The organism is Streptomyces sp. NPDC050508 (assembly GCF_040655155.1).
Taxonomy (GTDB): Bacteria; Actinomycetota; Actinomycetes; order Streptomycetales; family Streptomycetaceae; genus Streptomyces.
In genome coordinates this window covers 1-26,214 of record NZ_JBFAJJ010000016.1, presented here as the reverse complement: position 1 = coordinate 26,214, position 26,214 = coordinate 1, and the positions used below count along the sequence as shown (strand labels likewise).

Here is a 26,214-nt window from a genome sequence, read left to right as displayed (position 1 = left end):
ACGGCCATCATTACGGCTGGGCCGGAGAGGGTACCCACGATTACCAGGCAAGGTACGTGTCCGCTGTGACCATACGGTTCACCAGATATCCAAGAGGCACCTGCGATGACGCACAGGGACACACTGGCTGAAACCCCCGATATGCGCGGGGAGATGTTGTGACCTACCTGTGAGGCCGGCGATCACAACTGCGATGTGAGAGGAGGCGGTGGCCGTGACACATGCACCGGCTGACGCCTGGGACCGGATCGACCGCTGGCTGTCCGACCACGCCCCCGGCTACCGCGCCCGCCTGCGCCCGCCCGCCGAAAGCGAGTTGCTGCGCCGGGTCGCGGAGCGTTCCGCGGGCGCCGAACTGCCCCCGGCCCTGCTGTGCTGGTGGGCCCGGACGGACGGCCTCGACCGTGCACCGGCCCCCGAATCACCGTCCCCGGCAGGCCACTTGATCCCCGACTTCTACGACCCCTGCGGCGCGGCCGAGGCCGACGAACGCCGGACGATCCACCTCCAGGTGGCACAGGACATCGTGCCCCCGCCGCTCGCGGCAGCCTGGGAACATCACACCCGTGCCCGCAGCGCCGATCCCGCGGGCACGTTGTACCCCACGGAAGCAGTCCCCGTATGGCTGCCGGAGTGGCTGCCCGTGGCCGTCGACGGCGGAGGAGGCGGCCTGTTCACCGACCTGCGGCCGGGGCAACTCCACGGCTGCGTCGTCCCCTTCACCCGTACCGGACACGACCGGGCGCCCCGCTGGCCGGGCATCACGGAGATGCTGACCGACGTGGCCGACCGCCTCCAGTCCCTCGACGCGAACGAAGCCGTGGCCATGAGGGTGGGGCACTGGACGCTACCGCGCGGCTGAGCGTTGTCCGACGGCATTCACAGACCTCGCAGACGTCATGGACCTCACGGACGTCACGGACGGGCGGCACCGCACCGCGTCTACGTTGCTGCCGCACACGATGGTGACCACGTGCCGGCCGGCGATGCGGACACGGCCTTCGAGGTCGCTGCGACGCCGAGCGCGGCCGACGGTTCGACGACGAGGCCGACGTGTTCGAGGAGCATCCGCATACCGGCGATGATCGACGCTTCCTGGACCAGGACGGCGTCGTCAGCGACCAGGAGGAGGTCGTCCAGGACAGCCGGGATGGGTCGCCGGCCGGCGACCCCGTCACCAATGGTGTCGGCGGAGTCGGTGGTGACGACGCGCCGCCCGCGCCACGAGTGTGTCAGCGCCGGTGCGCCCAGCAGCTGGACGCGGATCACCTCGACTTCGGGTGCTGGCCTTCTTGCCGTCTCGTGTCACCGCACCGGTGACCTGCACCCACAGCCCGATGAGCATCTCCAGGGCGCCCGGGCCGCTGCCGACCAGTGTGGCGGTACGCTCGTTGGCGGCCTCGTAGGAGGAGGCCACGTACGCGCAGATCGCCCAGGCCGCCTCGGAGACGAGGCGGGCGCGGAGCGGGTCGGTGAACTGGGGGCCTGCGCAGGCATGGTGCAGCGCCGCGCAGTCCAGCAGGCGCGGCATGCCGCACGCCAGGTCCAAGCCCCCCCGCGGCACCTTCTGCTCGGCCTCATCGAAGGCGTCCTGGCCCCTCGGCCGGACGAGGGCCATTAGATCCGCCCGCACCACCGGCATGCCCCGATCCGACCCTCCCGAATGAGCGTGTCGAGCAGGGTGCCAGCCTCTTGATGCCGGTCCTCGGCGAGCGCCCTACTCAACTGGCCTGCGGGAGAAGCCAATTCGGCAAAGGACTCGGTGAGCAGCAGCATCCCCTCACCCTACGGCCCCCAACACGGACCGCCAGGTCGCGCTCCTGCCAGAGATCCACGAGGAGATCGCCGGCAAGGCCGACTTCGTCCGCCCGTTCCACCAGATGGCGCACGCCAGTGGCGACACCGAGTACGTCTACCTCGCCCGCAGCCACGAGTGGAACTTCGCCGACCGAAGCGGCCCCGAGTTCCAGCGCGACGACCGCGGCGAGTACCTCCTCGACGAACTCCCCTCACCACCGACGCCATCGCGGACGTGAACCTGCTCCTCGAAGAGATCTCCGCCGCCCTGCGCGAGGCCCTCGAACACGGCGACCTCCTCGACCGCATCACAGAGGTGACCAGCCCGGCCCGGTGAACAGCCATCGCCTGACGGATCGTCACCTTCCGGACCGTATGTGCCGCCGTACACCCCAGGGCGAACAGCAGGTGAGAGGGCGACAGCGCAATCGAACGGATCTTGCATATTCGGAATCGTGCCCGCCCCCATGTGCGGGCTGCCCCTCCGACACATGGGTCTCGCATCACTCCACTCCACCGGCCCTACCACGGCGGACGCCTCTGCGGGGTGGCGAACGTGGAGCGGCCGCAGCGGGCAGACTCCGCTCCGCCGGCCAAACTCGTGCAGAGAATGACGACGGTGAGGCTCACGGGCCAGGATCTTTTCCAACCGGTCGGTGACGTTGATTGTCTGTCCGTCCGCTGCGCCCAGGACTTTATGACACGGCCGCCGTGGGCGATGGCGTAGCCGGGCAAGCGGCCTTTGCGGCAGGCGGGTTGAACCAATCGGCGCGGGTCGCGGAGCAGGGTGTGGCCGAGCAGGGGCCACGCTCCCGGTGCCCGCGGGATATCTCCGGTGCGCCGGTTCATGTGGCCTCCCGGACACGCGGCTTGGCCGTCCTGGTGAAATCTCGCTCGATCTGGTCCTGGGCGAGGTGATGTCCGATGCGGAAGTTGACGATGGACGGGGAGTGGGATCAGCTCGTTTGGCCGTAGCGGTCGACGATTGCAGTGCGCAGCGCCGGGGCTGATGCACCGAGTGCTGACAGTACGGAGGGCACCAGCCCGCTGTTCATGGAGATGAGGCCGAGGGCGAGGTGTTCGGTGCCGATGTCGGTCTCGTGCCGAGCCTGCGCCTCATGGACCGTGTTGGACAGGCTCTCCTTGGCGTGCGGGGTGAAAGGGATGTGCCCGGTGGGGCGGGCGCCGTCGGTCTGGTAGAGGCCGGCCGGAGCGGAGGTGGGTGCCGTAAGGACGGCGCGTCGGGCGCGGCGTTGGCTGCGCCAGTGGCGCGGGGGAACTGCGCGCCGGGGGTTGAGCCTGGAGGGGCGGGGTGGCCGGTGTACGGTCCGGCCGGCGCGGGCGAGGGCTTCTGGTCCGAAGGATTCCTCGATCCTGGCGCGGACGGCGTCGAGATCGATCCCGATCGAGGCCAGCGCATCCCGGTTGAGGGTGCCGAACAGGAGGGACCCCGCGCCGAGCCCGACCTGGCGGACGATCTCCTCCTCGACGCGCTGCGGCGTGAGGCCGTGCTCGCGCAGGACGGCACTCGCCGGCTGGTCGGTCAGGACGAGGGCGAGCAGGAGGTGTTCGCTGCCGATGTGGTGGTGCCCGAGCCGGCGTGCGTGCTCCTGGGCATGAACTACGACGGTGCGGGCGTCGGGAGTGAAGTGTTCGAACATCATCGCCTCCCGATCAGTGGGCCGTACTTGCGGTGCACGGTCTGCTTGGTGACGCCGAGCCGCTGGGCGATGTCCTGCCAGGACCATCCCAGTTTCCGCGCGTTGTCGACCTGGAGGAGTTCCAGCCGTTCGCTGAGTTCTCGTAGGGCGGCCACCGCGCGGAGCCCGACGTCCGGGTCGTTGCTGGCGGCACCCTCGGCGATTTCGAGTGTGTTCTGCATGCCCGTCAGCATATGCTGACGACCGAGGTCGCGTCAACATATGCTGACGATGCGTGGTGAGTTCGAGATCCGCAAGAGGAATTGTCAAGACTTGTGGATGAGGAGTGGTTGCCTGTTGGTACGCGAAGGGACTTGAGTCTCCCGTAGGGGGAGACACAAAGGTGGGGGCATGGACGGCGACACGCTCTACTCGATCGGTGAACTCGCTCGGCGGACCGGTCTCACGGTCAAGACCGTTCGGTTCTACTCCGATCGCGGGATCGTGGCGCCGACGGACCGCAGCCTGGCCGGCTACCGCCTCTACGGCGTCGACGCCGTCGCACGCCTGGACTTCGTAAGGACCCTGCGCGAGCTGGGACTTGACCTCTCCACGATCCGCAAGGTCGTGGACCGCGAGCTCTCGCTGCCCGAGGTCGCCGCGGCGCACGCCGAAGCGCTGGCCGTGCAGATTCGTGTCCTGTGCCTGCGGTGCGCGGTGATGACGGCGGTGGCCGAGCGCGGGGCGACACCTGAGGAGACGGAACTCATGCACCGGTTGGCCCAGCTTTCCGAGGACGAACGCCGACGTCTGGTCGGCGAGTTCCTCGACGCCGTCTTCGGTGGTCTTGACGGCGTCCCCGCGTTCGCGGGGGTCATGCGCTCGATGACTCCCGAGCTGCCCGACAACCCGGAGGCGGAACAGGTCCAGGCGTGGGTGGAGTTGGCTGAAATGTCCCTGGACCCGGAATTCCGCGCCTCCGTGCGGCGGATGGCCCAGGACCAGGCGGCCGAGCAGACCCGAAGCGACATGATGGGCCCGCGCCGCGACATCACCGCCGCCGTTCGTGACCAGGCCGGCCCGGCCCTGGCCGCCGGCATCGACCCGGCCTCGCCCCAGGCCGAACCGTTCGTCGCGGCGTTCACCGCGCACTACGCCCATCTCCTCGGCCGCCCCGACGACGTGGGGCTTCGCCGCCGACTCGTGACTCGGCTGGAGAGCGTGAACGATCCACGCAGGGAGCGGTATCTCCAGTTGCTCGCCGTGGTCAACGGCTGGCCGGCCCCGGAGAGTCTGGCTCCGGTGTTCGACTGGTCCGTCGAGGCTCTGCGCGTCCGGACACCGCAATGACGGGGCGGTCGTGAGGCGGCGTGGGTTGGACGCGGCTGACGTGGGGTGTGAAATCGCCGCCGCGCATAATCGGTTCATGAACGCCCCCGTCGTACTTCAGGTGGCCGTGACGCCGGCCTTTCCCGCTCTCGTTCTTCGCCCCTGGCGTATGGAGGACGTTGCCGCACTGGTCTAGGTGAGCCGGGATCCCGCATTGCGCCACTGGGCGAGCTCTGTCGCGGACAACGATGCTGACGGGGCACGGTGGGTGCAGGCCGAGCAGCGGGGCTGGGCGGTGGGGGAGCGGTTCGGCTTCGCCGTCCTTGAGGCGCAACCCGGTTCGGTTCGCGAGGAGTTGGTGGGCAACGTGGTTCTCAAGGGGGTCACCTCCGGCAAGCCGGCGGCCGAGGTGGGCTACTGGACCGCGGCGCACGCTCGCGGGCGAGGGGTGGCCCCGCGCGCTCTGGAGGCACTCACCGGCTGGGCCTTCGACACCTTCGAAGCCGACGGGCTGGAGCGGCTCGAACTCCTGCACCAGGTGGACAACCTGGCATCGTGCCGGGTCGCGCAGAAGAGCCGCTACGACCTGGACAGCGTCCTGCCCGCGGCGCCGCCTTCCTTCCCCCGCGACGGCCACCTGCACATACGGCGCACGAATGCCTGAGATCTCCCGGCTTCTGCGGATCGGCTGAGGCTGCTCACGCCGAGACCATCGCAGCCTGATCACACGTCACCGAACCACACTGAGTGACAATTGCTCCGCCTCCCAGCCTTCTTGACTCCCGGCTCCTCCAACGCGGAACACCGTCGCCTGCTTGGAATCGGCCACGCTCGCGTTCAGCGGCTTCAACCAGATCCAGCGCCTGGCCATCGCCGATGGCGGCCACCTGGTGATTCACCCCGCAATTGGCTAGGTTGCCCTCACCTCGGCCGAATCTCACAGGGGGAGCGGCAGCCGTGCGGCAAGAGCACAAGACCTTCCAGGCGATCGAGGTCGGCGACGGGCGCGACGGGCGGTGGGCCGCCTACACCCGGCTCCTGTGGCAGGAGATGGAGGGCCTGCTGACCGAGGAGGGCCGGACTCCGCAGGGCGCGGACCGTGTTCAGGCGCTGTTCCGTACGCACATGCCGGAACTGGTCCCGATTCTGGACCGCCTGGCCGGCCAACTCGACCGGCCCGAGGCGGAAGCCTTCCTCACCCACGCGGCACTGCGGCCGTTCTCCCAGTCCTGCACCCAGATCGGCCAGGACGGCACTCTGCTGCGCAACTATGACCTACGGCCCGATCAGTGCGAGGGAACCATCGTCTCCTCCTGCTTCCTGCGCCCGGTGATCGGGATGCAGGACATGCTGTGGGGCTTGCAGGACGGGATGAACAACGCCGGTCTCGCGGTCTCGCTCACCTGGGGCGGACGTTCCGTCTACGGACGCGGCTTCGCCATTCTCATCGTGGTGCGCTATCTGCTGGAGACGTGCGACACCGTCGATGAGGCGGTCGGCAGGCTGCGGTCCCTGCCGGTCGCCGTTCCACTGAACCTCACCCTTGTCGATCCCGCGAACGCGGTGACGGTGTTCGTGGGGCCGGATATGTCGCCGACGGTGGCGCCGGATGCCTGCGCCGCCAATCACCAGCACCTGCCGGTGACCGACGGGCAGGAGCGGGCCTTGCGGACGCAGGAGCGGCTGCGCGCCATTCGCGCCGCGGGTGCGGACGTGGCGGCGATGCTGAAGCCGCCGCTGTACCAATCCGTCGACGAGCAGGGGTCGAGGACGCTCTACACAGCCCACTACCGGCCCGTCGAGGGCCGTGTGACTTACTACTGGCCCGGTGCGTCCTGGCAACAGTCCTTCGGCGACTTCACGCCCGGATCCCGCACGGTGACCTTGAGTCGGGCCGGCTGAGAGGCTTTCCGGAGCCCCGCTCAGGGTCGCTGCCGCCGGCCGAGCGGGGCGTCGTTGGCGGTACATGACGTGCGGTGCGGGACCGCTGAGGGTCAGATGGGCGGTATGCGAATATTCATACCGTTCTGCTATGGCCGTTTCCGCCTGCGTCTGGCCGTGGTGCTGTCCGGCCTCCTCGTCACCGTGGCGGGCGCGTCGCCCGCGCCCGCAGCGCCCGCGCCCGTGCCGGTGCGGGGGAGTGCCTACATGGGCATGGGCGTCATGGCGCATGACGGGACCGGCGGCAGGGCCGAGGCGGTGTCCCCGACAAGGAGGGCCGGGCAGGTCGAGGGCGTCGATGTCTCCAGTCACCAGCGTGACGTCGCCTGGTCCACTTTGTGGAGCAGCGGTACCGGGTGGGCGTACGCGAAGGCCACCGAGGGGACCTCGTACAGGAACCCTTACTTCGGCGGGCAGTACGACGGCGCGTACGGCGTCGGCATGGTCCGTGGGGCGTACCACTTCGCCACTCCGGACTCCGGCAGTGGCACCGCGCAGGCCGACTACTTCGTGGATCACGGCGGAGCCTGGACGAACGACGGCCGGACGCTGCCCGGCGCGCTCGACATCGAGTGGAACCCTTACGGGGACGCCTGTTACGGCAAGTCCACGAGCGGTATGACGGCCTGGATCGGCGACTTCCTGGACCGTTACAGGGCCCGCACCGGTCGTAACGCCGTCATCTACACGTCCACGAGCTGGTGGACCTCCTGTACGGGCGGTTACCGGGGTTTCGGTTCCACGAACCCGTTGTGGGTGGCGCGGTATGCCTCGTCGGTGGGGGCGTTGCCGGCGGGGTGGTCGGCGTACGCGATGTGGCAGTACACGTCGTCCGGGGAGACGGTCGGTGACCACGACCGGTTCAGCGGTTCGCCGGATGTGTTGCGGGAGTTCGCGGCCGGCTGACGGGCCGTGTGCCGTCCTTCGCGCCTCGGTGCCGGGGTTGGTGTGCCGGTGGGTGGTGTGTGGTCATCCGTTCTTGGGGTGTGCCGGTCCGGCCAGGAGTACGGGTTCGATGGATTCGTAGCGGTTGCGTTCGCGTGCGCCGGCCCTTCTGCCCGAGAGGACGGTGCCGAGCAGGCCGCAGAGGAAACCCGCCGGGACGGAGACCAGTGCGGTGGTGGTGAACGGGAACCAGTTGAAGTCGGCGTGGGGGAAGGCCGATTGGGGGCTGCCGGAGACGAGGTTGGTGCCGGTGATGAGGACGAGGACGCTGAGGGTGCCGCCGATGAGTGTGGACAGCAGGCCGGTGCGGGTGTAGCGGCGCCAGAAAAGGCTGTAGACGAGGGCGGGGGCGATGGCGGAGGCACCCAGGCAGAAAGAGAGGATGGCGAGGGGCTGGAGGCTGCGGTGCTGGGCGAGTACGGCCAGTGCGATCACGGGAATGCCGACGGCGAGGGCGGCGAGGCGGGCGAGTGCCATTTCGCGCAGGGGTGGTGTGTGGGTGCGGGCGACGACGTCGTGGGCCAGGGAGTTGGCGCAGGCCAGTGTCATGCTGGCCACGGAGGCCAGCAGGGTGAGGAAGATGGCCGTGGTGACGGTGGTGAACAGCAGGCTTTCGGCGCGGGAGAGCCCGGTTCCGAACGCGGCGCGGGCTCCGAGGAGGTAGGCGGTGGTGCCGCGCGGGTCGGCGGCGGCGATGGTCCTGCTGCCGATGAGGGCGGTGGCGCCGACCGTGATGACGGTCATGACGGCCATGAACAGGGCGACTGCGCAGACGGCCCAGGACATGGCGCGGCGTACCTGGCGGGTGCTGCCGGCCGTGTACGTGCGCATGGTGACGTGCGGCAGGCAGGCGCCGCCCAGCACGATGGCGCACTGGGTGCTGACCATGTCGAGGGCGGGGTGCTGTCCGCCGGCGAACTGGAGGCCGTAGCGCAGGTAGGCGGGGCCGGCCCCGCTGTTGTGAGCGGCGGTCCGGAACAGCGTTCGGGGGCTCCAGCCGAACGTGTGCAGGATGAGTGCGGCGACGACCAGGCCCGAGCCGAGGAGGATCACGGTCTTGAGGATCTGGATCAGGGCGGTGCCGCGCATGCCGCCGAGGGCGGCATACGTGATCATCAGCGCTCCGGCGCCGACGACGCAGCCGGTGCGCATCGTGCTGTCGGAGAAGCCGAGGACGTACGCCAGCAGCTGTCCCACTCCGGCGAGCTGGACGATCATCATCGGCACGAGCGCAGCGAGCGTGACGGCGCAGGCGGTGATGCGTACCGCGCGGCCGGGCATACGGCGGGCGAGGGCGTCGCCCATGGTGAACCTGCCGGTGTGGTGCAGCGGTTCGGCGAGCAGGAACATCAGGAGCACCAGGGAGAGCAGGGTGCTCAGGGCCAGTACGACGCCGTCGTAGCCGCACAGGGCGATGATGCCGCCGACGGTCAGGACGGTGGCTGCGGAGATGTAGTCGCCGGCGATGGCCAGGCCGTTGCGCAGGGGCGAGAGGTAGCGGTAGCCGGTGTAGAACTCGTCGAGGTCGTCGCGGTCGGGGCCGGTGACCACGCACAGCAGCAGGGTGAGGGTCACGACGCTGAAGAACGCGACGAGCGACCAGGACCGGGCGGCGCCCTCGAAGTCCGTCACGGCCGTGCCTCCCCGTCGTGGGTGGGGTGGGTCTGGCGGCGGACCCGGCGGGCGAGAGGGTCGACGTAGCGGCGTGCGGTGGCTTCGTAGAAGAGCACGGCGAGCCAGGTGACGGGGAGTTGGACCAGGGCCAGGAGGAGGCCGGTGGGCAGGCCGCCGGGGGCGGGGCGGGTCATGACCGCGGGGAAGGCGACGGTGAGGGTGAGGAAGACGGCGAAGTAGCCGAGTGCGGCGAGTGCGGCGACGCGCCGCTGCCGGCGGCAGGCCCGGCGCAGCAGACGCAGGTCGCGGTGCGGCCCGGTCCACGAACGAGTCCGGGCGGCGGGCCGGCGGCCGTCCTGCCGGGCGGTCGGGGGCAGGGTCGGGGTGGGGGAGGCGTGCCGTGCGGGTCGGTGCTGAAGCGGGCGTAACTCGGAGCTGTCGGAGGACATTCCCAGGTCTCCTAGTGGGTCGTGGGGCCCAAGAGGCGCGGACCGCGGGAGTGCGGGGGAGCGGTCCGGGTCACCGCACGCTATGCGGGTGCCGGACCGTGCGCAGGACTTCCGGTGAACTCCCTGGTGAGGACTGCTGCAGTGCGCTGACCTCGGATGTTGTGGGTGTGGAGGGTGTGACGGATCGTCACGGCAGTGTCCCGTGGGCTGTGGGTGCGTCGAATCGGGCAGCGTGCCGGTTCCCGGTGCGGGGCGGCCGGCGGGGGCCGGCTGCTCCGGTGTGCCGAAGGCGTCTCGCGGCGGTCCGGGGAGGCGGGGCGGGCCGGTCTCTGGAGGGTGTTACGCAAGGCCGTGTCCGGGCGGGCCGGAGCAGGTGAGGGGCGTCGTGTGTGCAGGGGGCTCCCAGGAGGAAGTCAGCGGACGCCACGCCACGCCACGCCACGCGACGAAACGGACGTCTCCGGCGACTCCCGCCCGGACTCTGGCCCGCAGCCGACACAGGGACCGGACGGTGTCATTCCGCCTGCCACGGGCTCTGGACAGACCGTTCCTAATCAGTGGGCAGGAGTGGGTCTTGGACCCACTGCCTGGCACTGCGCGCATCCCGAACGGTTTTGGATGCACTGGTTGCCCGCGTTCCCTGTTGTGTCCCCGTTCGGGCACGTGCATCTTGTGCACGCTCCGTGACGGGTGGGCGGGTTCCCTCACGCCCTCGTGCATCCGTTCCGGCCTGGACGGTCCGATGCCCCACACGATCACTCTGGTCGTGTGGGGGCGGTGCCGTCCGTCGCCGGATCGGGTGCCCGAGGGCGCGTCGCCCGATCGCGATGCCGGCGGCATCGTGACGGGTCATCTTGCGTCGTGGGGTGACCAGCGGCTTTCGCCAGTGCTGGCCTCCCCACTGGGAGGTGTAGGCCGGATCGACCGCGACGATCGCCAAGTCCTGCTCGGCGGCCATCTAGACGAGCCGTGCCCTGAGCCTGCCGGCGGGGATGCCGGAGATGAGCTGCCGGAATCTCTTCCGCCGGCCGTGCTTTTCGCGGGTCTTCTCGGCAGTGAAGTCCAGGTCCTCGATCGCGATGGCGGTGACACCGCAGTCCTTCACCCAGTGCAGGACTTGGGTGACGGCGTGCCGGATCTGCGCGTCACGGTGATCAGCGGTGCCCGACAGGTCGTAGAAGAAGCGGCGCGGGTCGCCGACCGGGTTGCCATGCACGTCGAGCTGGTAGGCGGCGAAGTGACCGGCGTTGGTATCGACGCCGATCATGCCCTTGGCCCGAGCCGCATCGAGCGGGATGGTCTTGACGACGGGGCGCTGCCAGGACGCGGTGAGGTACCAGCGCCCGCGCTGCACGTCGTAGTGGATGCGGTAGGCGACAGCCCGGTTGCCGGTGATGCGGTCGGCCCACTCCTGGCCCCGGTGCGCGAACGCCACCTTCGAGGTGAGGACGTACCGGCCATGCTTGCCGTTGGCCAGATCCGCGAGCGGCGTGGGCAGCTTGATACTGACCTCGCCGTCCGGGGTGACGCGGATCGTCTCGTTGCCGAACCTCTTGCCGGATTCGCCGTCGGCGGCGAGGAACCAGCGTTCGGCTTCCCAGCGTTCTCGCCACTGCACCTCGGTGAGCCGGGCGGCTTCGAGGTTGTGCCGGTTGTTGAGAAGCTTCCGGCCGCCGCGCACGACGTGCACGACACCGTGTCCACGGTCGGCGCGGGCGACGTCGAGACGGTGCTCCAGCACATGCAGACGCCGGGTCTTTTGGAACCACTCACTCTTCGAGCGGTAGCCGCCCGCAGCCTTTTTGGTGCCCTTCTCCCCGAGCGGGAGGGACAGTCGGTGCATCAACGTGCGGACACCGGTCTCAAGGCCCTGGATGTGGGCGAGCTGGCAACGCCGGGAGAGCGCCCACTGATCGTGTGTGGCCTTCGTGATCGCCCCGGCCCAGCGGGACGACGAGTCTGCGGTCAGGCCCTTCTTGCGGGCTGCCCACGTGTCCGCGCTGTGGTCGCCCGCGTCCGCGCAGCGGGCCTTGAGGTCCAGCGAGGCGAGGTGCCCGAGGTGCTCGCCGACCAGGCGCAGCACCTTCTCGTCCGCAGTCGTAAGGTGCTTGAGCCGGTCGCGTATCGCCACACCGGACGGCCCCAGGGCGACGAACGGCGCGTCAATGGTCCGGAACTTCTTCTTCGGCTCACTCACCGGCTGCTGCCTCAAGAGCCCTCTGTGCGCGGTTCTTCGCCGAGCGACGGCCGTACAGACGGGCGCAGAACGAGGTCAGGACCTCCACCATGTCGCGCACCAGGTCGTCATCGACCTCACCGTCATCGAGGACGACCAGACGACGCCCGGTCGCGGTGAGAGCGGCCTCGACCAGCTCGACGTTCATCCGCCCGAGCCGGTCCTTGTGCTCCACCACGACAGTGGTCACGTCCGGGTCGGCCAGCAGCCGACGCGCCTTCGTACGAGAGCCGTTCATGCCGGAGGCGATCTCGGACTCGATCCGTACCACCCGATGCCCGGCCTTCGCCGCCCACAGGGCAAGCCGGGCCGTCTGCCGCTCCAGATCCGCCTTCTGGTCGTGAGAGGAGACACGGGCATACAAACCCACACCACCCGTCACTGTCGGTGAGGAGTTTGCCTCGATGTTGATCAGGATCATGCGCGGCCCGACCCGCTCAGCAGGGACCGGCAACGTGCCCTCACGGAACCAGCGATACGCGGTCTGCCGATGCACACCGTTCGCCTCTGCCCACTCCGCAAGGTTCATAAGCAAGACCGTAACATCGCCTGAACGCGCTAACACTCACTCAAACGACCTTAAGGACGAACAGTTGAGCACCCCACGAGTAAGGGGAAGACCACGTATGCCAGCCTGCCCGTGTTCGCGGAGGCCGACAGACAGTTCCCACGGTGCTGGTGAGCTGGTCCGGAGATGCGTGAGCAGTAGCAGCAGATGCGGTCGATCGGGTCCGGGTCGGGCCGGATGAGGATCATGGTGTCCGGGGGCGAGGTGAGTCGTTCTTGCTGGTGGCGGTCAGCCGGACCGCCCTTTACCGGGGGATCTCCTGTTGATGACTCAGCCTGTCCGTGTCGTGTTCCGCTCTGCCTCGCGTGACGCGCCCGCTGCCGGCGAAGGGCTTCGGGTGGCGCTGTACCAGGGCCAGGGCCCGGTCGGCAGCCGGCAGGCGGTGGAGCAGAACCTGGAGCGTCTGGTCGAGGTCACCGCGCTGGCGGCGGACTACGGCTGTCAGGTGGTGGTCTTCCCGGAGAAGTACACCACCGGCTACGCGATCGGCCCCGAGCAGTGCCATGAGCTGGCCGAGCACCGCGAGGGCCCCTCCGTCGAGCGTGCGCGGCTGGCGGCCAAGGAGAACGCCCTGGCAGTGGTGCTGCCCTACCCCGAACGGGACGGGGAGACGTTCTACGACTCGATCAGCATCATCGCCGCAGACGGGCTGGTGGCGGCGAACTACCGCAAGACCCACCTGTACGGGGCCGCCGAGCGGCGCAACTACTCCTTCGGTCAGGATCTGCCGCCCGTGGTCAGCCTGAACGGCATCGGGGTGGGCGTGCTGAACTGCTACGAGTGCGAGTTCCCGCCGCTGTACCAGTACCTGGCCGGGCACGGGGCCCAGGTCGTGCTCGGGCCCACCGCGGCTGATGGGCACTTCCGCCTGGCCGACGGCACCATGAGTCAGGTCCCCTACCAGGACGCCACCCGCCACATCATCCCCGCAATGGCCGGCATCTGGCGCCTGTTCATCGCCTACGCCAACCGCCGCGGCTGGGAACAAGTCCCTGCCGGCGCCTGGCAATACCAGGGCAACTCCGGCATCTGGGCACCCGACGGCGAGCCCCTGATCGCCGCCACCGCCGAAGACCGCCACCACGACTGCCTGCTCATCGCCGACTGCATCCCCGCCGCCGTCCCGCCCTTCAGCCCTGAAGGCCACCACCCCACCGACAACCGCCTCGCCCTCAACCCCACCCTGCAGCCCGCCCGCTGAGACCCCCACCGCCGACACCGCCAGGCAGACGGCGCCCGGCCCCGCCGCCTCCGGTCCTGCACAGCGTCTCCAATGCCGGCCAGGCTAAGAAACAATGGGTCCATGTTCGAGTCGATGGACCGATTGGACCTGGATGTCCAGCGTGCGTACCTTGCGCGTCTCGGCGTCGAGTCGGCACCACCGTCGGTGGAAGCCATGCACCTGTTGGTGCGGCGTCATGCTGAGCGCGTGCCGTACGAAACCCTGTGGATTCAGGCCTGCGAAGCCTGGAACATCGACCCGTACGAGTCCGCGGCGCGCATCGCTCTCGATGGCCGAGGCGGCTACTGCTATCACATGAACGGGGCGCTGGGCTTGCTGCTCAGTTCGCTCGGTTACGCGGTACGCGGCCACGTCGGGGGAGTGCACGGCCCGGAAAGCCCTCAGGTCGCCGCGATGGGAAACCACCTGGTCTTGACGGTGGAGCAGTTGCCGAGCGACACGAATCCCGGCGGTGTCTGGTACGTCGACAACGGGTTGGGCGATGCTCTGCACGATCCACTGCCGTTGGTCGCGGGAACGCATGATCAGCCACCGTTTGTGCTCAGTCTGGAGCAGGCCGCTGAGCGGTCGGAGTGGCACCTGACCCATGACCCGGGCGGCGGATTCACCGGAATGACCTGGACCATGGCTCACGCACGCCTGGCCGACTTCGAGGCGAAGCATCAGTGGTTGTCGACGTCGCCGGAGTCGGGGTTCGTCCAGGTGGCCATGGCCGAACGTCGCGACGCGACTGGGGTGGACGTCATCCGCGGCCTGGTGCTGAGCCGGATCGGCGACGGCGCACACACGGATGAGCCCGTCACTCGCCGCGCGGAATGGTTCGACCTGCTGGCCGACCTGTTCGATCTGCGGTTGCACACGATGCCCGCTGAGACGCGTGAGCGACTCTGGATGAACGTCCTCTCAGCCCACCGCCGCTGGGAGGAGTCGCAGACCTCCCAGAGCTGAGGTTCGGGCGACTCCGGCGTCGCGGGCTGCTCCTGCCCCTGGCCGAGCCCCCTGGTCGCAGACGGGCACCCCGAGCTGGGTAGTTCCGTTTGGATCACCCGGTCGCTGGTTCGGGTGTGCCGTTGACTGACGCGCAGTGGGCACAGATCGACACGGGGTCAACTCCTCGTGTGGAGCACGGCCGCACCCCGACGAGGGCAGGGTGAAGCAGGGCCTTGTCCCCACGAGCCGGGCCGGACCGGCGACGGCGTGGGGGCGGCCGTGGTGGGGGATGTGGAGGTTCACTCAACCGCATTGTCTGTACCAGCAGTCGCCCCGGACCGGCCGGGCGGTGAGGCCTCGGCGCCGATCGGCCCGTTGTCCAGCGGCGTTGACCCGGAGGGCAGTTTCTGGCGACACATCACGTCGGACGGGTCAGACCTGTCCGGCAGAAAGTTGGCGATCCACTCTTGTCTCAAACGGGCGGTATTGCATCGAATGCAACGTGCGGTGTGAGTTCTCCGCGGCCCCGGTGCTGCTCGGTAGGGACGTCCATTTTCGGCCGGGACCCTGCGCGAGCTCTGACGTGGGCCGCGTAACCAACTCAACGATGTTGCGTTAACTGCAACGCACCGACAATTCAGTGTCCCGGCCTGCCGAGTATGTCTGTTCCTGCGAGCACGCAGGCTGTTACGTAACTGAGCAGAGCAGGGACGCCCATCGTTGCCATCATCATCCAAAAGCCCCAGAACCTGTGCATCGCCCTGGGGAACCGGGAGCCACGTGCCGTGCCAAGTGCGGTGCGGGCGTGACGGGTCACCTGCACGGTCGCCAAACCGTTATGGCCCAGGCGTGAATCTGGCGACGGGACGGCCCGGCGGAGCGCTGCGTTGAGCGCGTGCTCATTGGTGACTGTCAGCCGGATCCCATGCCGGTCGTGAAGGTGGAACTCGTCGAGGTAGCCGCCGGTCCGCTGGATCGTCTCGAACCGCCGCACGCTGACCAGGTCGTTGAGATTCAAGGTGCGCACGCCGGTGAGCGTCCTGGCGGACACCAGGCGCTGACCATTTCGTACGGCGAGAGACGGACGCCCGGCCCATCCATAGTGGATGCCGAGAAGCAGGGGGCCAGCGACGGCACCGGTCAGCGTGGATATCCCCGTGTAGGTGTCCTTCAACACATGGGCACGGATCAAGATCACGTCAACGAGCACCACGATCGCCCAGGCTGCCGACACGCCGCACGCTCCTTGCAGCTTCCGACGGCGGGCGTCTGACGCCGCCACGAGGCCAGGGACAGCAACGGCGGCCAAGCGGCGTTTAGTGCGGCGTGTGGCACGCGCCAGGAGTCGACGGCTGCGGGCCAACTCGGTCTCGACCTGCTGCCACCCGCGATCTCGCTCGTCCACCGGCACAGCATAGGTATCGGTGCGATGCGCCAATAGATTACGGAGGCTACCGGTCATCCAGGCGCCATCTTCGGCGCGGCGACGCACTCCTGCTACGACGCCGTGGACCTGACGATGCGCACTCTGCTGCCAGACCACCCGAGCGCTTCGGCGCCAGCCACCCTCCGCGTTCAGCTCTACTACAAGCGGTTCGGAAGGAATACCGCGGGGAGGACCGGGGCGCCGCCCGCGAACTGCTTTGGCGCCTTCGCCCCACGCACCCGCAGATTACCCAGGTCTGGGCCGACTCTGCCTACACCGGTCAACTCGTCATCTGGGCCGAGGACTTCCTCCACATCACCCTCAACACCGTCTCCCACCCAAAGGCGCCAAAGGCTTCGTCGTACTCCCGCGCCGTTGGCGCGTCGAACGCACCCTGGGATGGATCATGAACGCCCGCCGCAACGCGCGGGACTACGAACGCCTTCCCCAGCACGGCGAAGCCCACCTGAACTGGGCACTCATCACCCTCATGGGCAGGCGGCTCACGAGGAAGAAGCCCGCTTCCAGCTGGACGAAGCAGCAGCAGCCCTCGTGGCGGCGGTGTTGGCGGGTGGGCTTGCTCCGGAGCGGTCCGGAGACGGTGACCTGGTGTGCACGTGCGGCTGGAGACGAGCACGATCTCCCAGCCGCCGGTCAGCACCCACGAGATCGCCGAGGGCAGCCGGTTGCCGCGGACGCCGTACGCGGCGCGGCCGAGCACCATCGTCGGCGCGGACGCACGCTTGCCCCCGACCGCGATGAACCCGCAGAGCAGGAAGGACAACACGATGCCGAGCGATCCGGCCACCAGTGCCTGCCAGAAGGAGATGCCGAAGCCGAGCGCGAAAGCGCCGTAACTGAGGCCCAGAACCCCGACGTTGGCCCCGAACCAGGGCCAGAACAGCGTGCGTGGCGTGCCCTTGCGCTCGGCGTCCCCGATCACGTCGAGGCCGTGCACCTCCACCTGGAGCTGCTGCCTGCCGGAGGTGCCGCCGTCGGTCGCGTTGCCCGGAAATTCCGTCAACATCGACCTGCCTTTCTTCAGGGTCTGTACGGAGTCGTGGTCGATGGGCCGGTAGAGCTCTCGGGTGGGCGCACTGGCTCCGGCAGTACGCCCTTGACGGCCAGGAAGCAGCCGTACGGCCGTGTCTCGCCGGTCTGGACGACCGCGAATGCGCCCTTCGTCCGGGAGTAGAAGGCATGGCGTTCGATCGGCTCCACATCAAGAGAGCGATCGGCGGACCGCGAGGCGGCACGGATGAACTCGGCCTGCACATCGGGAATCGTGTCCGGGTCGCCGACGATCTCCATCCGCGCGAGCGGTGACGGCACGAAGGTGTCGAGGGGCAGCAGGCTGAAGATGGCCTCGCCGGTCTCGACGACATCCGCCGCGGCCAGGTGGATGACGCGATCGCTCAGCGAGTACGCCGGGAAGTTGCGGTCGACGATCGCGATCGTGTCGCCGTGCCCCATCTCGGCGAGGGCGTGCAGCAGGTCCGGGGTGATGAGCGGGTTGAGTCCCTTAAGCATGGTGGCTCTCTGAGTCGTCGTTCGTCATGGCGGATTCCGTGGCGGCGTCGGCGAGGACCGGCGGTGCGAGCAGGCCGCACGGCTCTGGGCCTGCTCGCAGGCCGGTGCCGGCGTAGTAGCGGTTTGCCGCCGGGGGCGCCACGCGTACGCGCAGTTCGCAGCGCTCGGCGCCGGGCGATGGCAGGCCGGGCAGGATGAAGCGGTACGGGGGCCAGCCGGCGGCTGCGACGCTCATGCCGTCGACGAGAACCTCCACCGCGCCGGCGACGGCCGGTAGTTCGAGGTGGCGTGGTGTCCCGCTGGCGGGGATCTCGCGTACGTAGTCCGCGATGCCGGCGAAGGTGTCCAGGCCCTGCTGTTCCCATCCCGCGGTCACGGCGATGGGGCGGCTGGTGCCCGGGCTTGTGTGGGCCTCCTGAGGGAGTTCGAGGTGCCAGCCCGAATCGAGCACGGTGGCGGCTGTCAGCGAGGGCCCTTCGCAAGGCGACGGGATGTGCGCCGGTCCGCTAGCCCCGGTGCTGGGCACGTCGGCAGCCGCGTGCAGGCGGAGCAGCCGTACCTCCTGGTCGGCGAGGGCGATCGTGAGCGTGGACGAGGCGGTGCCGATCGTCTGCCGCTGTCCGGTGGCCGGCTCCCAGTCCTCGACGATCCAGTCTCCTGGTGGGAGGTCGACCGTCGCCTCCGTACCTGTACCGGCGGTCGCGAAGAGCGCGACGCGCAGCGCCCCGAGACCGTCCGTCCCCGCGCGGACACGCAGTGCGGAGTCCGACGGAACCGAATCCGAAGGCGCCCGCACCGACAACTCCTGTGCCGGCGCCGGGAAGAGGCCGGACAACTCGGCGGCAACGGGGACCGTGTCGAAGCTCGTGACCGACGCGCCGAGGCGCGCCCAGTCCGTGCTCGCCGTCTGCGGACCGTACTCGTAAACCTCCGGCTTCGGCCCGCTCGCCACCACTGGTACGCCCGCCGCGAGCAGGTCGCGCAGTGCGTCCATCGTCCTGCTCGACCGCAGTGTGGTCGTCGCGGGCAGGACGAGGGCGCCGAAACTCCGGTCGCCGATGCGCAGGGCGCCGTCCCTGGCTTCCGCTGCGGCGAGATCACGCTCGTCGATGAGCAGGAAGGGCACGCCCGCCGCGGACAACCCGGCCGCCCACTGGCCCAGTTCACGCGCCTGCCGTGCGCACTGCCCTTCCGACCACACCGTACGGAGCGGGTAGAGGACCGCGACATCGGTACGCGGACGTACGGGTTCGAGGAACTCGCTCACCCGCGCGCTCTCCAGCGCGAAGCGGGCGTGATGGCCGGTGAACCACGGCTCGAAGTTGATGCCCGGCGGGAAGTCGAACCGGGGGTTGGCGAGGGACTCGTGGTCGTGGCCGTGCCCATGGGTCTGGTAGAAGCCGTGGAAGATCATCTGCCGCATGCCGCGCAGATGATGCGTCATCGCGGTGGCCCGCAGCTCCCGCAGACTCAGGCCCCAGTGCCCCGACCACGGCGTGCCGCCCGGTGGCGGGGTGAGGAAGTACTGCTCGACAAGCGTGCCGCTGCGCCCGTGGTGGCGGGCCACCGAGTCGCCGAAGACCGGGCTGAGTTGGTCTACGGCGTCCTGCGCGTCCACCGCGGTCACGTCGCGGTAGCCGTCGACGCCGAAGTGGTCGAGGCCGAAGTTGACCCGCAGGTCCCAGTGCGAGAAGGCGGTGTCGAGGTTCCAGCCGCCGACGTGTCCGAGCACTTCGTGTCCGGACACGAGGAGCCCGTGGCCGTGGCACCAGTCCCGGACGCGTCCGAGGAACGTCTCCTGCGCGTGCCGGCTGAAGTGGTCGTAGAAGCGGGTGCGCAGGCTGCGCGCTTCCGTGTCGGCGCCGCCGAGCAGGGCGGTCAGGGCGCGCGGCAGGTCATCGGCGAGTTCCTTGCGCAATGCGCGGCCGAGGCTGTGGTGGTACGGGATCGCCGATCGCTGCTGACCGGTTCGCTCCGCCCAGTCGTAGAAGACGGCGTGCGGCTGGTCGAAGAACAGGTAGGCGACGGTCGAGCCGAAGCGGTCGCCGAGGGCCCGGGCGAACGGTTCGTAGCCGGCCGTGATGAAACGGTCGACGGCGACGGGATCCATCGGGTTGACCAGTCGCGACGTCGCACAGCGGGCGGACACGAACACCACGACCTCGGCATCGGCCGGCGCCGTGTCCTCCAGCGTGACCCGGCAGCCCTGTGCCTGCCCGTTCACCTGGACGCTCGCGGCGTCGCGCTCGACGCCGCCGGCCACCACGTACTCGCAACGCCAGTCCGTCCAGGCGACGTTGCCGCCCTCGTAGTGCCACTCCATCGCCGCCCGGCCGAGGGACTGCGTCGCCGAGCGGATGCCGCTCACCCCGCCCGCGCGGGAGCCCGGCGCGAGCCGGATCCAGAACAGATGGCGTTCCCGCAGCTCGTCATGGCCGCTGACGGCTCGGCCGGCCGCGTGGCCGCTCTGCCAGTTGTAGTCGTCGTAGAGCCCGACGACCATGCCGAGCCCACTCGCCGAATCGACCGCGAGCCGGCACGCCGCGAGAAAGTCCTCGTCCAGATAGCCCTCGCGCGGGTACGACAGGCGGGCCTGGATCTGGAAGCTGTGGATGCCCGCGTCGTACATCTCGTGCACCTGACGCCGGATCAGTGCCGGGTCGGGCGGCTCGTGCCAGAACCAGTACGCGGCCGGCCGGTGCCAGGCGTCCGGGTCGGCGAACGTGCCCTGCCCGCGTGCCGTCGCGCCGGTCAACTCTCCACCGCCGCGGGCTTCTTGGCGCGGCCATCGGCCGACGCACGTGAATAGTCGGGCTTCGGGTCGAGCCCCAGCGTGTACGTGAGCACGGCGTAGAGCGACGCCGCGATCACCATCGCGATGACGACGCCGAGACTGCTGGCGCCGAACACTCCGTCGCGGCCCGCCTTCGTGAGCAGGAAGCCGGTCAGCTTCGCGAAGTTGGGGTCGGCACTGGTGACGAGGCCGAGCCCTACGACGGTCCCGACGCCGAGGCTGACCAGGGCCGTCCAGCGGCCGTTGCGCCCGCCGTATCCGGCCGGCAGCGCCATGTCCGTGTTCCACCCCATCCGGCGCTGGCGTACAAAGTCGACCAGCTGGATGCCGCCCATGGTCCCCATCATCACGGCGATCAGCGACAGGAACGACTGGAACGTGTCCAGGAACGAGTTCGAGATGAACAGCAGGTAGAACGCGCCCAGAGCGATGACCACCGCGTTGAACGCGGTCGTCGCCGAGCGGCGCAGGGGGACACCGACGGCCATCAGGGCGAGCCCGGAGCTGTAGATGCCGGTAATGGCGGCGGAGACGAGGGAGACGACGATGACGACGGAGAAGGGGACGAAGAACCACATGGGCAGCAGATCGGTGAGCGCGCCGATCGGATCGGCCGCGGCGGCCGCTCCGAGCTTGGGGTCACTGCCGACCAGGAGGGCGCCGACGATCAGCAGCAGCACGACGGGCAGGCTGAGTCCGGTGGCGGTCCAGCCGACGACACCGCGCGCCGGAGTGTCCTGCCGCAGGTAACGGGCGAAATCCCCGCCGTAGTTGAGAAACCCGAGGCCGACCATCGTCATCGCCATGACGACACCGCCGACGAAGACGAACGGTCCGCCCGCGGGCGAGTCACCGAGATGGGACCAGTGCACCTCGGGGAGTACGAACCCGAGGAACGCGACGGTCATGACGCCCGTCACCCACGAGACCCACACCTCGATCCGCATGATGAACTCGTGCCCCAGCACGGACACGGTCATCGTGACGGCCAGAACGAGGACGAACCAGATCACGATGGTGAAGGTCGAGCTCGACCCGTCGGAGTCCGCGAAGACGCCCGGCCACAACTTCCCGAAGAGGTTCGCGCCCGTGGTCGAGGCGAGCGTGATGATGGTGATCTTCCAGCCCATGTTGGAGAGATAGGCGAAGAACGCCGGTATGCGGTTGCCCTGGATACCGAAGGCGAACCTCGTCTGCACCAGGGTCGGAAGGCCGGTGCGCGGACCACCGACGGCGAGCACGCCGACCATCGTGCAGGAGATCGCGTACCCGAGGGTTCCGGCCACGATGGTCTGCCAGACGTTCAGGCCCAGGCCGAAGACATAGATCCCGTAGCTGATTCCCAGGATCGAGACGTTCCAGGCGAACCAGACCGCGAAGAGCCCGCTCGGCTTCCCCCGGCGCTCGTCGAGCGAAACGGGATTGACCCCGTTCGTCTCGATCGTGCGGCCCTTCTTCTCATCGACGCTCATACCTCGGACTCCTTCGTCTGTATGTCGTTCTCCTGTGAACGTCAGGCGTGATCGAGCTGGTCAGCGGGCATGGGGGCAGTCCTCGGCGAGACAGGTGGTGAGGTTGCCGAGGCCGGTACCGCACGTGCGGGACAACCACGGGCCGGAGGTCTCGTCGACACTTCCCACGGCCCGCACCGAGTTCATGACGCCGCCTTCGTCGTACCGCGCTCGACGAGACGGGTGCCGAGCAGGACCGTCCGTGCCGTGTGATCGCCGGACATCTGCCGGTCGAGCTCCGCCACGGCGCGCGAACCCAGCTCCCCGATCTCCTGGGCGACGGTCGTCAGGGCGGGACGGACGAGCGCCGCCAGGGCGATGTTGTCGTAGCCGACGACGCTGAGATCCTCCGGCACCCGCATGCCCCGGGCGAACACGGCGTTCATGGCACCGATGGCGGCGATGTCGTTCGCCGTCGTGACGGCCGTCGGGGGCTCGGGCCCGTCAAGCAGCCGGCCCACAGCGTCTGCTCCGCAGTCCGCGGTGAAACCGCCCTCGACGACGGTCGGTTCGAGGCCCGCCTTGCGCATCTCGCTCTCGTATCCGCGGACACGCAGCGCGGTGACATCGAGCTCGGACGGGCCGCTGATGTGGGCGATCCGGGTGTGCCCCAGCGCCAGCAGGTGGCGCACCGCGAGTGCGGCGCCCTCGACATGGTCCGTGACGACCGTCGAGATGTCGGTGATCGACTCCGCCCGGTCGACGACAACGAGCGGTCGCGTCCCGGCCGCCTCCCGCAGCCGCGCGGCGGAGTCGAACGGATTTCCTACGACGATGAAGCCGTCGACCCCGCGCGCACGCAGCAGTCGCAGATCCTCCCGCGCCGACTCCGCCCCCGGCGATGCGGCGAGCAGGATGGTCTGTCCGCGTTCCTTCGCCGCGCTCTCCGCACCGGCCATGAGCTCCGGGAAGAACGGGTTCGTGATGTCCGGAACGATCAGGCCGAGGGAGTGTGAACGGCCCGAGGAGAGGCTCCGAGCTATTTCGTTCGGCTGGAACTGCAGCCGATCCGCGACGGCGCGCACCCGCTCCACCGTCGCCGCTGCGACCCGCCCCTTGCCGGTGAGCGCACGCGACGCCGTCGCCACGGACACACCGGCCTCAGTCGCAATGTCACGGATGTTCACCACGTGGGATTCGCTTCCTCCAGAGGTTGCGTAACCGGTTGCGCAGGTCAAAGTAGGCGCGTCCGGGGTATGTGCGCAACCGGTTACGCAGCACCAATTTCCGCAGTGGCCGTTCCGGGTCCGATCGAGACTGTGGAGTGCCCCGAGTTGACCGGAGAGGTGGTTTTGGTGCCCTCGCCGGGCTGCCTCTCCCCGAAGACGGGCCCCCGGCACACCTCCGTGACAGTGGCCGGCAGATCGACGCGGCCTCGGGGAAGCGGCACGCCCTGGCAGGTGCCCCGACTGGTGCGGGGCCGTCCGGTGATCCGACTGCCGGGACGCCAGAGGTCCGGCATACGTACCCCGGGATTCACGGTGACAACGCAGCCACGCATGGGCCACGCCGTCACGATCGGGCACAGGCGGGGTGTCTGCTCGCTCGACTGCTTGACGGCCGGGCTCTGGTTTCTGCTCCTCCACGCGTCGGTGGGCACCTGGAGGCCCACCCGGTGCAACGGCCGGGCCCCTAGCCTCGCGCTTTCATGAGAGTGCTCGTCCATGCCTTGATCAAATATGCGGAGAGCGTTCCTGGCCTGCAACGATGGGACTTATCTAGTGCCGCATCAGGCAACGTTCGCCCTGTCTTGCCGGACGGTCGGTGGCAGGCACCTGTTGGATGCGGTCCGCGTAGTCTCGCGGGGTGCATTCTCATCTGAGCTTCGAGAACCCTCCTGCGCTGCCTCACGAGGTGGTGGTTGAGACGATGGAGCGGGCTCTGCGTGACCGCTCGGCGGAGGGCGAGGCGGCGGGAGTCCTGGTCGGGACCGCGTTGAACGACGACGACGCGGAGTTCATCGAGCACTGGTGTGTGCAGGTCGGGACGCAGGCAGTGTCGGGTAGTCCGCTGCTTGGGTTGGCCAGCTTGTGCCTGGGACACACCGCTCGGCGCTTCGGGCGTCTCAGTGGTGAAGCCCTGGCTCTGGCGGAGTCGCTGGCGGCGCGGGCCGAGGCGGACCCGGCGGACGTAGACGGTCGGGCCCAGGACGGCTATGACGACGTCCGGAGTTTCCTGCACCTGTGGTGACGCTGCCTGTTGCCGTTGCAGGTCAGGCTGCGTTGGCCCTGCTCACGAGGGCTTTGTGGCGCTTGTCGGTGGCGTTCTTGTTCTGCCAGATGATGTAACGGCGGATCATGCTGCCCTGGGCCTTGTGGGTGGGATGGTCTGTGCCGTCGAGGGCGAAGTAGCGCAGGGCAGTGAACTGGGCCTCGATCCGGTTGAGCCAGGAGCTGTTGGTCGGGGTGTAGGCGATCTCGACGTTGTTAGCCTCGGCCCAGTCGGCGACTCGGCGGCGGCGTTTGGTGGTCAGGTGCGGGGAGTAGTTGTCGCAGATGATCGCAATGCGCTTGCCGACCGGGTGGAGGGAGCGCAGATAGCGGCAGAACTCCAGGAACTTGGAGCGGTTCTTGGTCTTCTTGATGTGGCCGTAGAGCTGGTCTTTGCCCAGGTCGTAGGCGGCGAACAGGTGCCTGACTCCGTGCGGGCGGGTGTAGGTCGCGCGGCGGCGCGGGCGCGGTTCGCGGTCGGGGTTCTTGCCTTTGTCGCCGAGTGCGGCCCACTGATTCCTAATGCGGTCTGTCAAGCCGCGTGAGCGGTGGGTGGCACGGCTTCGTAGGTCCGTCCGTCGCGGAGGAGTGCCCAGAGGACGTTGACGCGGCGGCGTGCCAGGGCCAGGACAGCCTGGATGTGACGCTTCCCTTCGGAGCGTTTGCGGTCGTAGAACCGGCGGGACTCGTCGCAGTGGCGGATGCTGAACAACGCGGAGATGTAGAAGACTCGTTGGAGTCTGCGGTTGTAGCGTCGTGGTCGGCGGAGGTTGCCGCTGATCTTGTCGGAGTCGCGGGGAACGGGTGCGACCCCGCCGAAGCCGGCGAGGCGGTCGGCGGTGCCGAAGGCGGTCATGTCGCCGCCGGTCGCGGCCAAGAACTCGGCGCCGAGGATGACACCCAGGCCCGGCATGCTGGTGATCACTTCGAAGTCCCGATGTTCACGAAACCGGGCCTCGATCGCCTTGTCGAGTTCGGCGACCTGCTGGTTGAGGGCCATCACCTCCCGCGCGAGCGTGTGCACCATCTGGGCGGTGAGTTTCTCGCCGGGAAGGCTTGTGTGCTGGCATGCGGCGGCCTCCCAAGCTGTCGCGGCGAGCTGGTCGGCGCGCAGGACCTTGCGGTTGCGCAGCCAGGTCTCGAGCCTCTTCTTGCCTGTCAGGCGCAGAGCCGCCGGGGTCTGGTAGCCGGTCAGCAACACGAGTGGTCCGGTATTGGTGAGGTCCAGTGCCCGTTCCAGGCCGGGGAAGAGGCCGGTGAGCTGGGCGCGGAGGCGGTTGACGGTGCGGGTGCGGTCGGCAACCAGGTCCGTGCGACGGCCCGTGAGGATCTTGAGGTCGGTGACCGTCTCGTCGCTGGTGCGTAACGGGTGCAGGTCGCGCCGGATGCGGACCTGGTCGGCGATGACGGCAGCGTCCTTGGCATCGGTCTTGCCTTCGCCGCGGTAGCTCTCGGAGGCGCGGTGGATGGCCCGGCCGGAGATGTAGTGCACCGGCTGGTCGTGGTTGAACAGGATGGTGATGGCCAGGGCAGCGCCGCCGTCGGCTAGATCGATGCCCCAGGTCACCTCGTTGCCCAAGGCCAGGACATCGGCGAGGAGTTCGAGGAGTTCGGGTTCGTCGTTGGCGACGCGTCGTGACAGCAGCCTGCGGCCGCTCTCGTCGATCGCGACGCAGTGATGATGGGTTTTACCGGCGTCGACGCCGGCCCAGATCATGGTCATGTGGTGCCTCCGTGCGGTGTGCCGCTGGTGCCTCCCGACGGACGACCTCGCTGTCGATTCCCTACTCAGCGATCATTCGCAATTCCTAATTGGCAGCCGAGTCGTCGTGGGGCGCCGGGCGGCCAATCAATGGAAGCCACAAGCGGCAAAGCCTTTTGAACCACACCCGGCGCCCCTGGGTGGGTGAACCATACGAGGGGCTCACCACGGCCCGCAGAGCAACGTAGGGAGCTTTTTCCAACCTCACGCTGATGGGTGGTGAAGGACGAGGACGGCCTTCACTACGTTGGTGATTCGGTTGGTGCTGGAGCGGAGCTTCCGCGGGAGG

Annotated in this window: 22 protein-coding genes and 5 pseudogenes; 10 read left to right on the top strand and 17 right to left on the bottom strand. The window is 68.8% G+C overall.

Going from position 1 to position 26,214, the window contains the following annotated elements; all coding sequences use genetic code 11:
• Positions 1-214 precede the first annotated feature (214 nt).
• Complete coding sequence (locus AB0I69_RS36125; RefSeq protein WP_363099960.1) at positions 215-862, top strand: hypothetical protein; 648 nt, start codon at positions 215-217, stop codon at positions 860-862.
• Here AB0I69_RS36125 and AB0I69_RS36120 read toward each other — a convergent pair.
• Positions 848-1,284 (bottom strand): annotated as a pseudogene (locus AB0I69_RS36120) (pyridoxal-phosphate dependent enzyme); the annotation flags it as partial. The gene AB0I69_RS36125 and the pseudogene AB0I69_RS36120 sit on opposite strands and share 15 nt — an antisense overlap.
• Entirely contained in the window at positions 1,175-1,549 is a 375-nt protein-coding gene (locus AB0I69_RS36115) for a hypothetical protein (protein WP_363099959.1), read from the bottom strand. The gene AB0I69_RS36115 and the pseudogene AB0I69_RS36120, both read right to left, overlap by 110 nt.
• A 331-nt stretch (positions 1,550-1,880) precedes the next feature.
• Here AB0I69_RS36115 and AB0I69_RS36110 point away from each other — a divergent pair, with 331 nt between their 5' ends.
• Positions 1,881-2,036 carry a hypothetical protein gene (locus AB0I69_RS36110; protein ID WP_363099958.1) on the top strand — a complete coding sequence of 52 codons (156 nt, stop codon included), beginning with the start codon at positions 1,881-1,883 and terminating at the stop codon, positions 2,034-2,036.
• Positions 2,037-2,753: 717 nt separating this feature from the next.
• Here AB0I69_RS36110 and AB0I69_RS36105 read toward each other — a convergent pair.
• Both AB0I69_RS36105 and AB0I69_RS36100 read right to left on the bottom strand, forming a co-directional pair.
• Positions 2,754-3,461 (bottom strand): Clp protease N-terminal domain-containing protein, encoded by a 708-nt coding sequence (locus AB0I69_RS36105; RefSeq protein WP_363099957.1) that lies wholly within the window; start codon positions 3,459-3,461, stop codon positions 2,754-2,756.
• On the bottom strand, positions 3,458-3,679 hold the full coding sequence (locus tag AB0I69_RS36100; RefSeq protein WP_052067739.1) for a helix-turn-helix domain-containing protein: 222 nt from the start codon (positions 3,677-3,679) through the stop codon (positions 3,458-3,460). Before AB0I69_RS36100 ends, AB0I69_RS36105 begins: the two co-directional genes overlap by 4 nt.
• A 169-nt stretch (positions 3,680-3,848) precedes the next feature.
• On the opposite strand from AB0I69_RS36100, the gene AB0I69_RS36095 reads away from it, so the two are divergent.
• From AB0I69_RS36095 to AB0I69_RS36080, 4 genes are all read left to right on the top strand, one after another.
• Positions 3,849-4,787, top strand: a complete 939-nt coding sequence (locus tag AB0I69_RS36095) for a MerR family transcriptional regulator (protein ID WP_363099956.1) — start codon at positions 3,849-3,851, stop codon at positions 4,785-4,787.
• Between the two features lie 175 nt (positions 4,788-4,962).
• A complete protein-coding gene (locus AB0I69_RS36090) occupies positions 4,963-5,430 on the top strand; it encodes a GNAT family N-acetyltransferase (protein WP_363099955.1) in 468 nt (155 codons plus the stop codon).
• A 293-nt stretch (positions 5,431-5,723) separates the two neighbouring features.
• Entirely contained in the window at positions 5,724-6,668 is a 945-nt protein-coding gene (locus AB0I69_RS36085; protein ID WP_363099954.1) for a C45 family peptidase, read from the top strand.
• A 105-nt stretch (positions 6,669-6,773) separates the two neighbouring features.
• On the top strand, positions 6,774-7,613 hold the full coding sequence (locus tag AB0I69_RS36080) for a lysozyme (protein WP_363099953.1): 840 nt from the start codon (positions 6,774-6,776) through the stop codon (positions 7,611-7,613).
• Between the two features lie 63 nt (positions 7,614-7,676).
• Here the strand turns inward: AB0I69_RS36080 and AB0I69_RS36075 are convergent, their stop codons facing one another.
• The 4 genes and pseudogenes from AB0I69_RS36075 to AB0I69_RS36060 all read right to left on the bottom strand — a co-directional run bounded on the left by AB0I69_RS36075 (position 7,677) and on the right by AB0I69_RS36060 (position 12,480).
• Positions 7,677-9,284, bottom strand: coding sequence for a cation acetate symporter (locus AB0I69_RS36075; RefSeq protein ID WP_363099952.1), 1,608 nt, complete (start codon positions 9,282-9,284; stop codon positions 7,677-7,679).
• On the bottom strand, positions 9,281-9,715 hold the full coding sequence (locus tag AB0I69_RS36070) for a DUF485 domain-containing protein (RefSeq protein ID WP_363099951.1): 435 nt from the start codon (positions 9,713-9,715) through the stop codon (positions 9,281-9,283). The genes AB0I69_RS36075 and AB0I69_RS36070 overlap by 4 nt, the downstream gene beginning before the upstream one ends.
• A 550-nt stretch (positions 9,716-10,265) precedes the next feature.
• Positions 10,266-11,912, bottom strand: a pseudogene (locus tag AB0I69_RS36065) (IS200/IS605 family accessory protein TnpB-related protein).
• The gene (locus tag AB0I69_RS36060; protein ID WP_363099950.1) at positions 11,905-12,480 is read right to left on the bottom strand and encodes an IS607 family transposase; all 576 of its coding nucleotides are present in this window, start codon (positions 12,478-12,480) and stop codon (positions 11,905-11,907) included. Before AB0I69_RS36060 ends, AB0I69_RS36065 begins: the two are co-directional and overlap by 8 nt.
• Before the next feature lie 304 nt (positions 12,481-12,784).
• On the opposite strand from AB0I69_RS36060, the gene AB0I69_RS36055 reads away from it, so the two are divergent.
• Together AB0I69_RS36055 and AB0I69_RS36050 are read left to right on the top strand one after the other, a co-directional pair.
• Complete coding sequence (locus tag AB0I69_RS36055; protein ID WP_363099949.1) at positions 12,785-13,720, top strand: nitrilase-related carbon-nitrogen hydrolase; 936 nt, start codon at positions 12,785-12,787, stop codon at positions 13,718-13,720.
• A gap of 102 nt (positions 13,721-13,822) precedes the next feature.
• The gene (locus AB0I69_RS36050) at positions 13,823-14,710 is read left to right on the top strand and encodes an arylamine N-acetyltransferase (protein WP_363099948.1); all 888 of its coding nucleotides are present in this window, start codon (positions 13,823-13,825) and stop codon (positions 14,708-14,710) included.
• Positions 14,711-15,329: 619 nt separating this feature from the next.
• Here AB0I69_RS36050 and AB0I69_RS36045 read toward each other — a convergent pair.
• Complete coding sequence (locus tag AB0I69_RS36045) at positions 15,330-15,926, bottom strand: hypothetical protein (protein WP_363099947.1); 597 nt, start codon at positions 15,924-15,926, stop codon at positions 15,330-15,332.
• A 535-nt stretch (positions 15,927-16,461) separates the two neighbouring features.
• On the opposite strand from AB0I69_RS36045, the pseudogene AB0I69_RS36040 reads away from it, so the two are divergent.
• A pseudogene (locus AB0I69_RS36040) lies at positions 16,462-16,560 on the top strand (IS5/IS1182 family transposase); the annotation flags it as partial.
• A gap of 183 nt (positions 16,561-16,743) precedes the next feature.
• On the opposite strand, the pseudogene AB0I69_RS36035 reads toward AB0I69_RS36040, so the two are convergent.
• From AB0I69_RS36035 to AB0I69_RS36010, 6 genes and pseudogenes are all read right to left on the bottom strand, one after another.
• Positions 16,744-17,145 (bottom strand): annotated as a pseudogene (locus AB0I69_RS36035) (cytosine permease); the annotation flags it as partial.
• A 14-nt stretch (positions 17,146-17,159) separates the two neighbouring features.
• Positions 17,160-17,648: an RbsD/FucU domain-containing protein gene (locus AB0I69_RS36030; RefSeq protein WP_363099946.1), complete on the bottom strand. Its 489-nt coding sequence runs from the start codon at positions 17,646-17,648 to the stop codon at positions 17,160-17,162.
• The gene (locus tag AB0I69_RS36025) at positions 17,641-20,403 is read right to left on the bottom strand and encodes a hypothetical protein (RefSeq protein ID WP_363099945.1); all 2,763 of its coding nucleotides are present in this window, start codon (positions 20,401-20,403) and stop codon (positions 17,641-17,643) included. Before AB0I69_RS36025 ends, AB0I69_RS36030 begins: the two co-directional genes overlap by 8 nt.
• The gene (locus tag AB0I69_RS36020; protein WP_363099944.1) at positions 20,400-21,914 is read right to left on the bottom strand and encodes a cytosine permease; all 1,515 of its coding nucleotides are present in this window, start codon (positions 21,912-21,914) and stop codon (positions 20,400-20,402) included. Before AB0I69_RS36020 ends, AB0I69_RS36025 begins: the two co-directional genes overlap by 4 nt.
• A gap of 60 nt (positions 21,915-21,974) precedes the next feature.
• Positions 21,975-22,100 (bottom strand): hypothetical protein, encoded by a 126-nt coding sequence (locus AB0I69_RS36015; RefSeq protein WP_363099943.1) that lies wholly within the window; start codon positions 22,098-22,100, stop codon positions 21,975-21,977.
• A complete protein-coding gene (locus AB0I69_RS36010; RefSeq protein ID WP_363100143.1) occupies positions 22,097-23,080 on the bottom strand; it encodes a LacI family DNA-binding transcriptional regulator in 984 nt (327 codons plus the stop codon). Before AB0I69_RS36010 ends, AB0I69_RS36015 begins: the two co-directional genes overlap by 4 nt.
• Positions 23,081-23,822: 742 nt before the next feature.
• Between AB0I69_RS36010 and AB0I69_RS36005 the strand changes: the two genes are divergently transcribed.
• Entirely contained in the window at positions 23,823-24,143 is a 321-nt protein-coding gene (locus tag AB0I69_RS36005) for a hypothetical protein (protein ID WP_363099942.1), read from the top strand.
• 22 nt (positions 24,144-24,165) lie between these two features.
• On the opposite strand, the pseudogene AB0I69_RS36000 reads toward AB0I69_RS36005, so the two are convergent.
• Together AB0I69_RS36000 and AB0I69_RS35995 are read right to left on the bottom strand one after the other, a co-directional pair.
• Positions 24,166-24,678 (bottom strand): annotated as a pseudogene (locus tag AB0I69_RS36000) (transposase); the annotation flags it as partial.
• Positions 24,679-24,695: 17 nt separating this feature from the next.
• Complete coding sequence (locus tag AB0I69_RS35995; RefSeq protein WP_363099941.1) at positions 24,696-25,886, bottom strand: IS110 family transposase; 1,191 nt, start codon at positions 25,884-25,886, stop codon at positions 24,696-24,698.
• Between the last annotated feature and the right edge of the window lie 328 nt (positions 25,887-26,214).

Bases quoted from the DNA above. Each gene is read 5' to 3' on its own strand.
- AB0I69_RS36110 (WP_363099958.1), top strand. From the start codon at position 1,881: ATGGCGCACGCCAGTGGCGACACCGAGTACGTCTACCTCGCCCGCAGC.
- AB0I69_RS36105 (WP_363099957.1), bottom strand. From the start codon at position 3,461: ATGATGTTCGAACACTTCACTCCCGACGCCCGCACCGTCGTAGTTCAT.
- AB0I69_RS36100 (WP_052067739.1), bottom strand. From the start codon at position 3,679: ATGCAGAACACACTCGAAATCGCCGAGGGTGCCGCCAGCAACGACCCG.
- AB0I69_RS36095 (WP_363099956.1), top strand. From the start codon at position 3,849: ATGGACGGCGACACGCTCTACTCGATCGGTGAACTCGCTCGGCGGACC.
- AB0I69_RS36080 (WP_363099953.1), top strand. From the start codon at position 6,774: ATGCGAATATTCATACCGTTCTGCTATGGCCGTTTCCGCCTGCGTCTG.
- AB0I69_RS36070 (WP_363099951.1), bottom strand. From the start codon at position 9,715: ATGTCCTCCGACAGCTCCGAGTTACGCCCGCTTCAGCACCGACCCGCA.
- AB0I69_RS36060 (WP_363099950.1), bottom strand. From the start codon at position 12,480: ATGAACCTTGCGGAGTGGGCAGAGGCGAACGGTGTGCATCGGCAGACC.
- AB0I69_RS36055 (WP_363099949.1), top strand. From the start codon at position 12,785: ATGACTCAGCCTGTCCGTGTCGTGTTCCGCTCTGCCTCGCGTGACGCG.
- AB0I69_RS36050 (WP_363099948.1), top strand. From the start codon at position 13,823: ATGTTCGAGTCGATGGACCGATTGGACCTGGATGTCCAGCGTGCGTAC.
- AB0I69_RS36030 (WP_363099946.1), bottom strand. From the start codon at position 17,648: ATGCTTAAGGGACTCAACCCGCTCATCACCCCGGACCTGCTGCACGCC.
- AB0I69_RS36020 (WP_363099944.1), bottom strand. From the start codon at position 21,914: ATGAGCGTCGATGAGAAGAAGGGCCGCACGATCGAGACGAACGGGGTC.
- AB0I69_RS36015 (WP_363099943.1), bottom strand. From the start codon at position 22,100: ATGAACTCGGTGCGGGCCGTGGGAAGTGTCGACGAGACCTCCGGCCCG.
- AB0I69_RS36005 (WP_363099942.1), top strand. From the start codon at position 23,823: ATGGAGCGGGCTCTGCGTGACCGCTCGGCGGAGGGCGAGGCGGCGGGA.
- AB0I69_RS35995 (WP_363099941.1), bottom strand. From the start codon at position 25,886: ATGACCATGATCTGGGCCGGCGTCGACGCCGGTAAAACCCATCATCAC.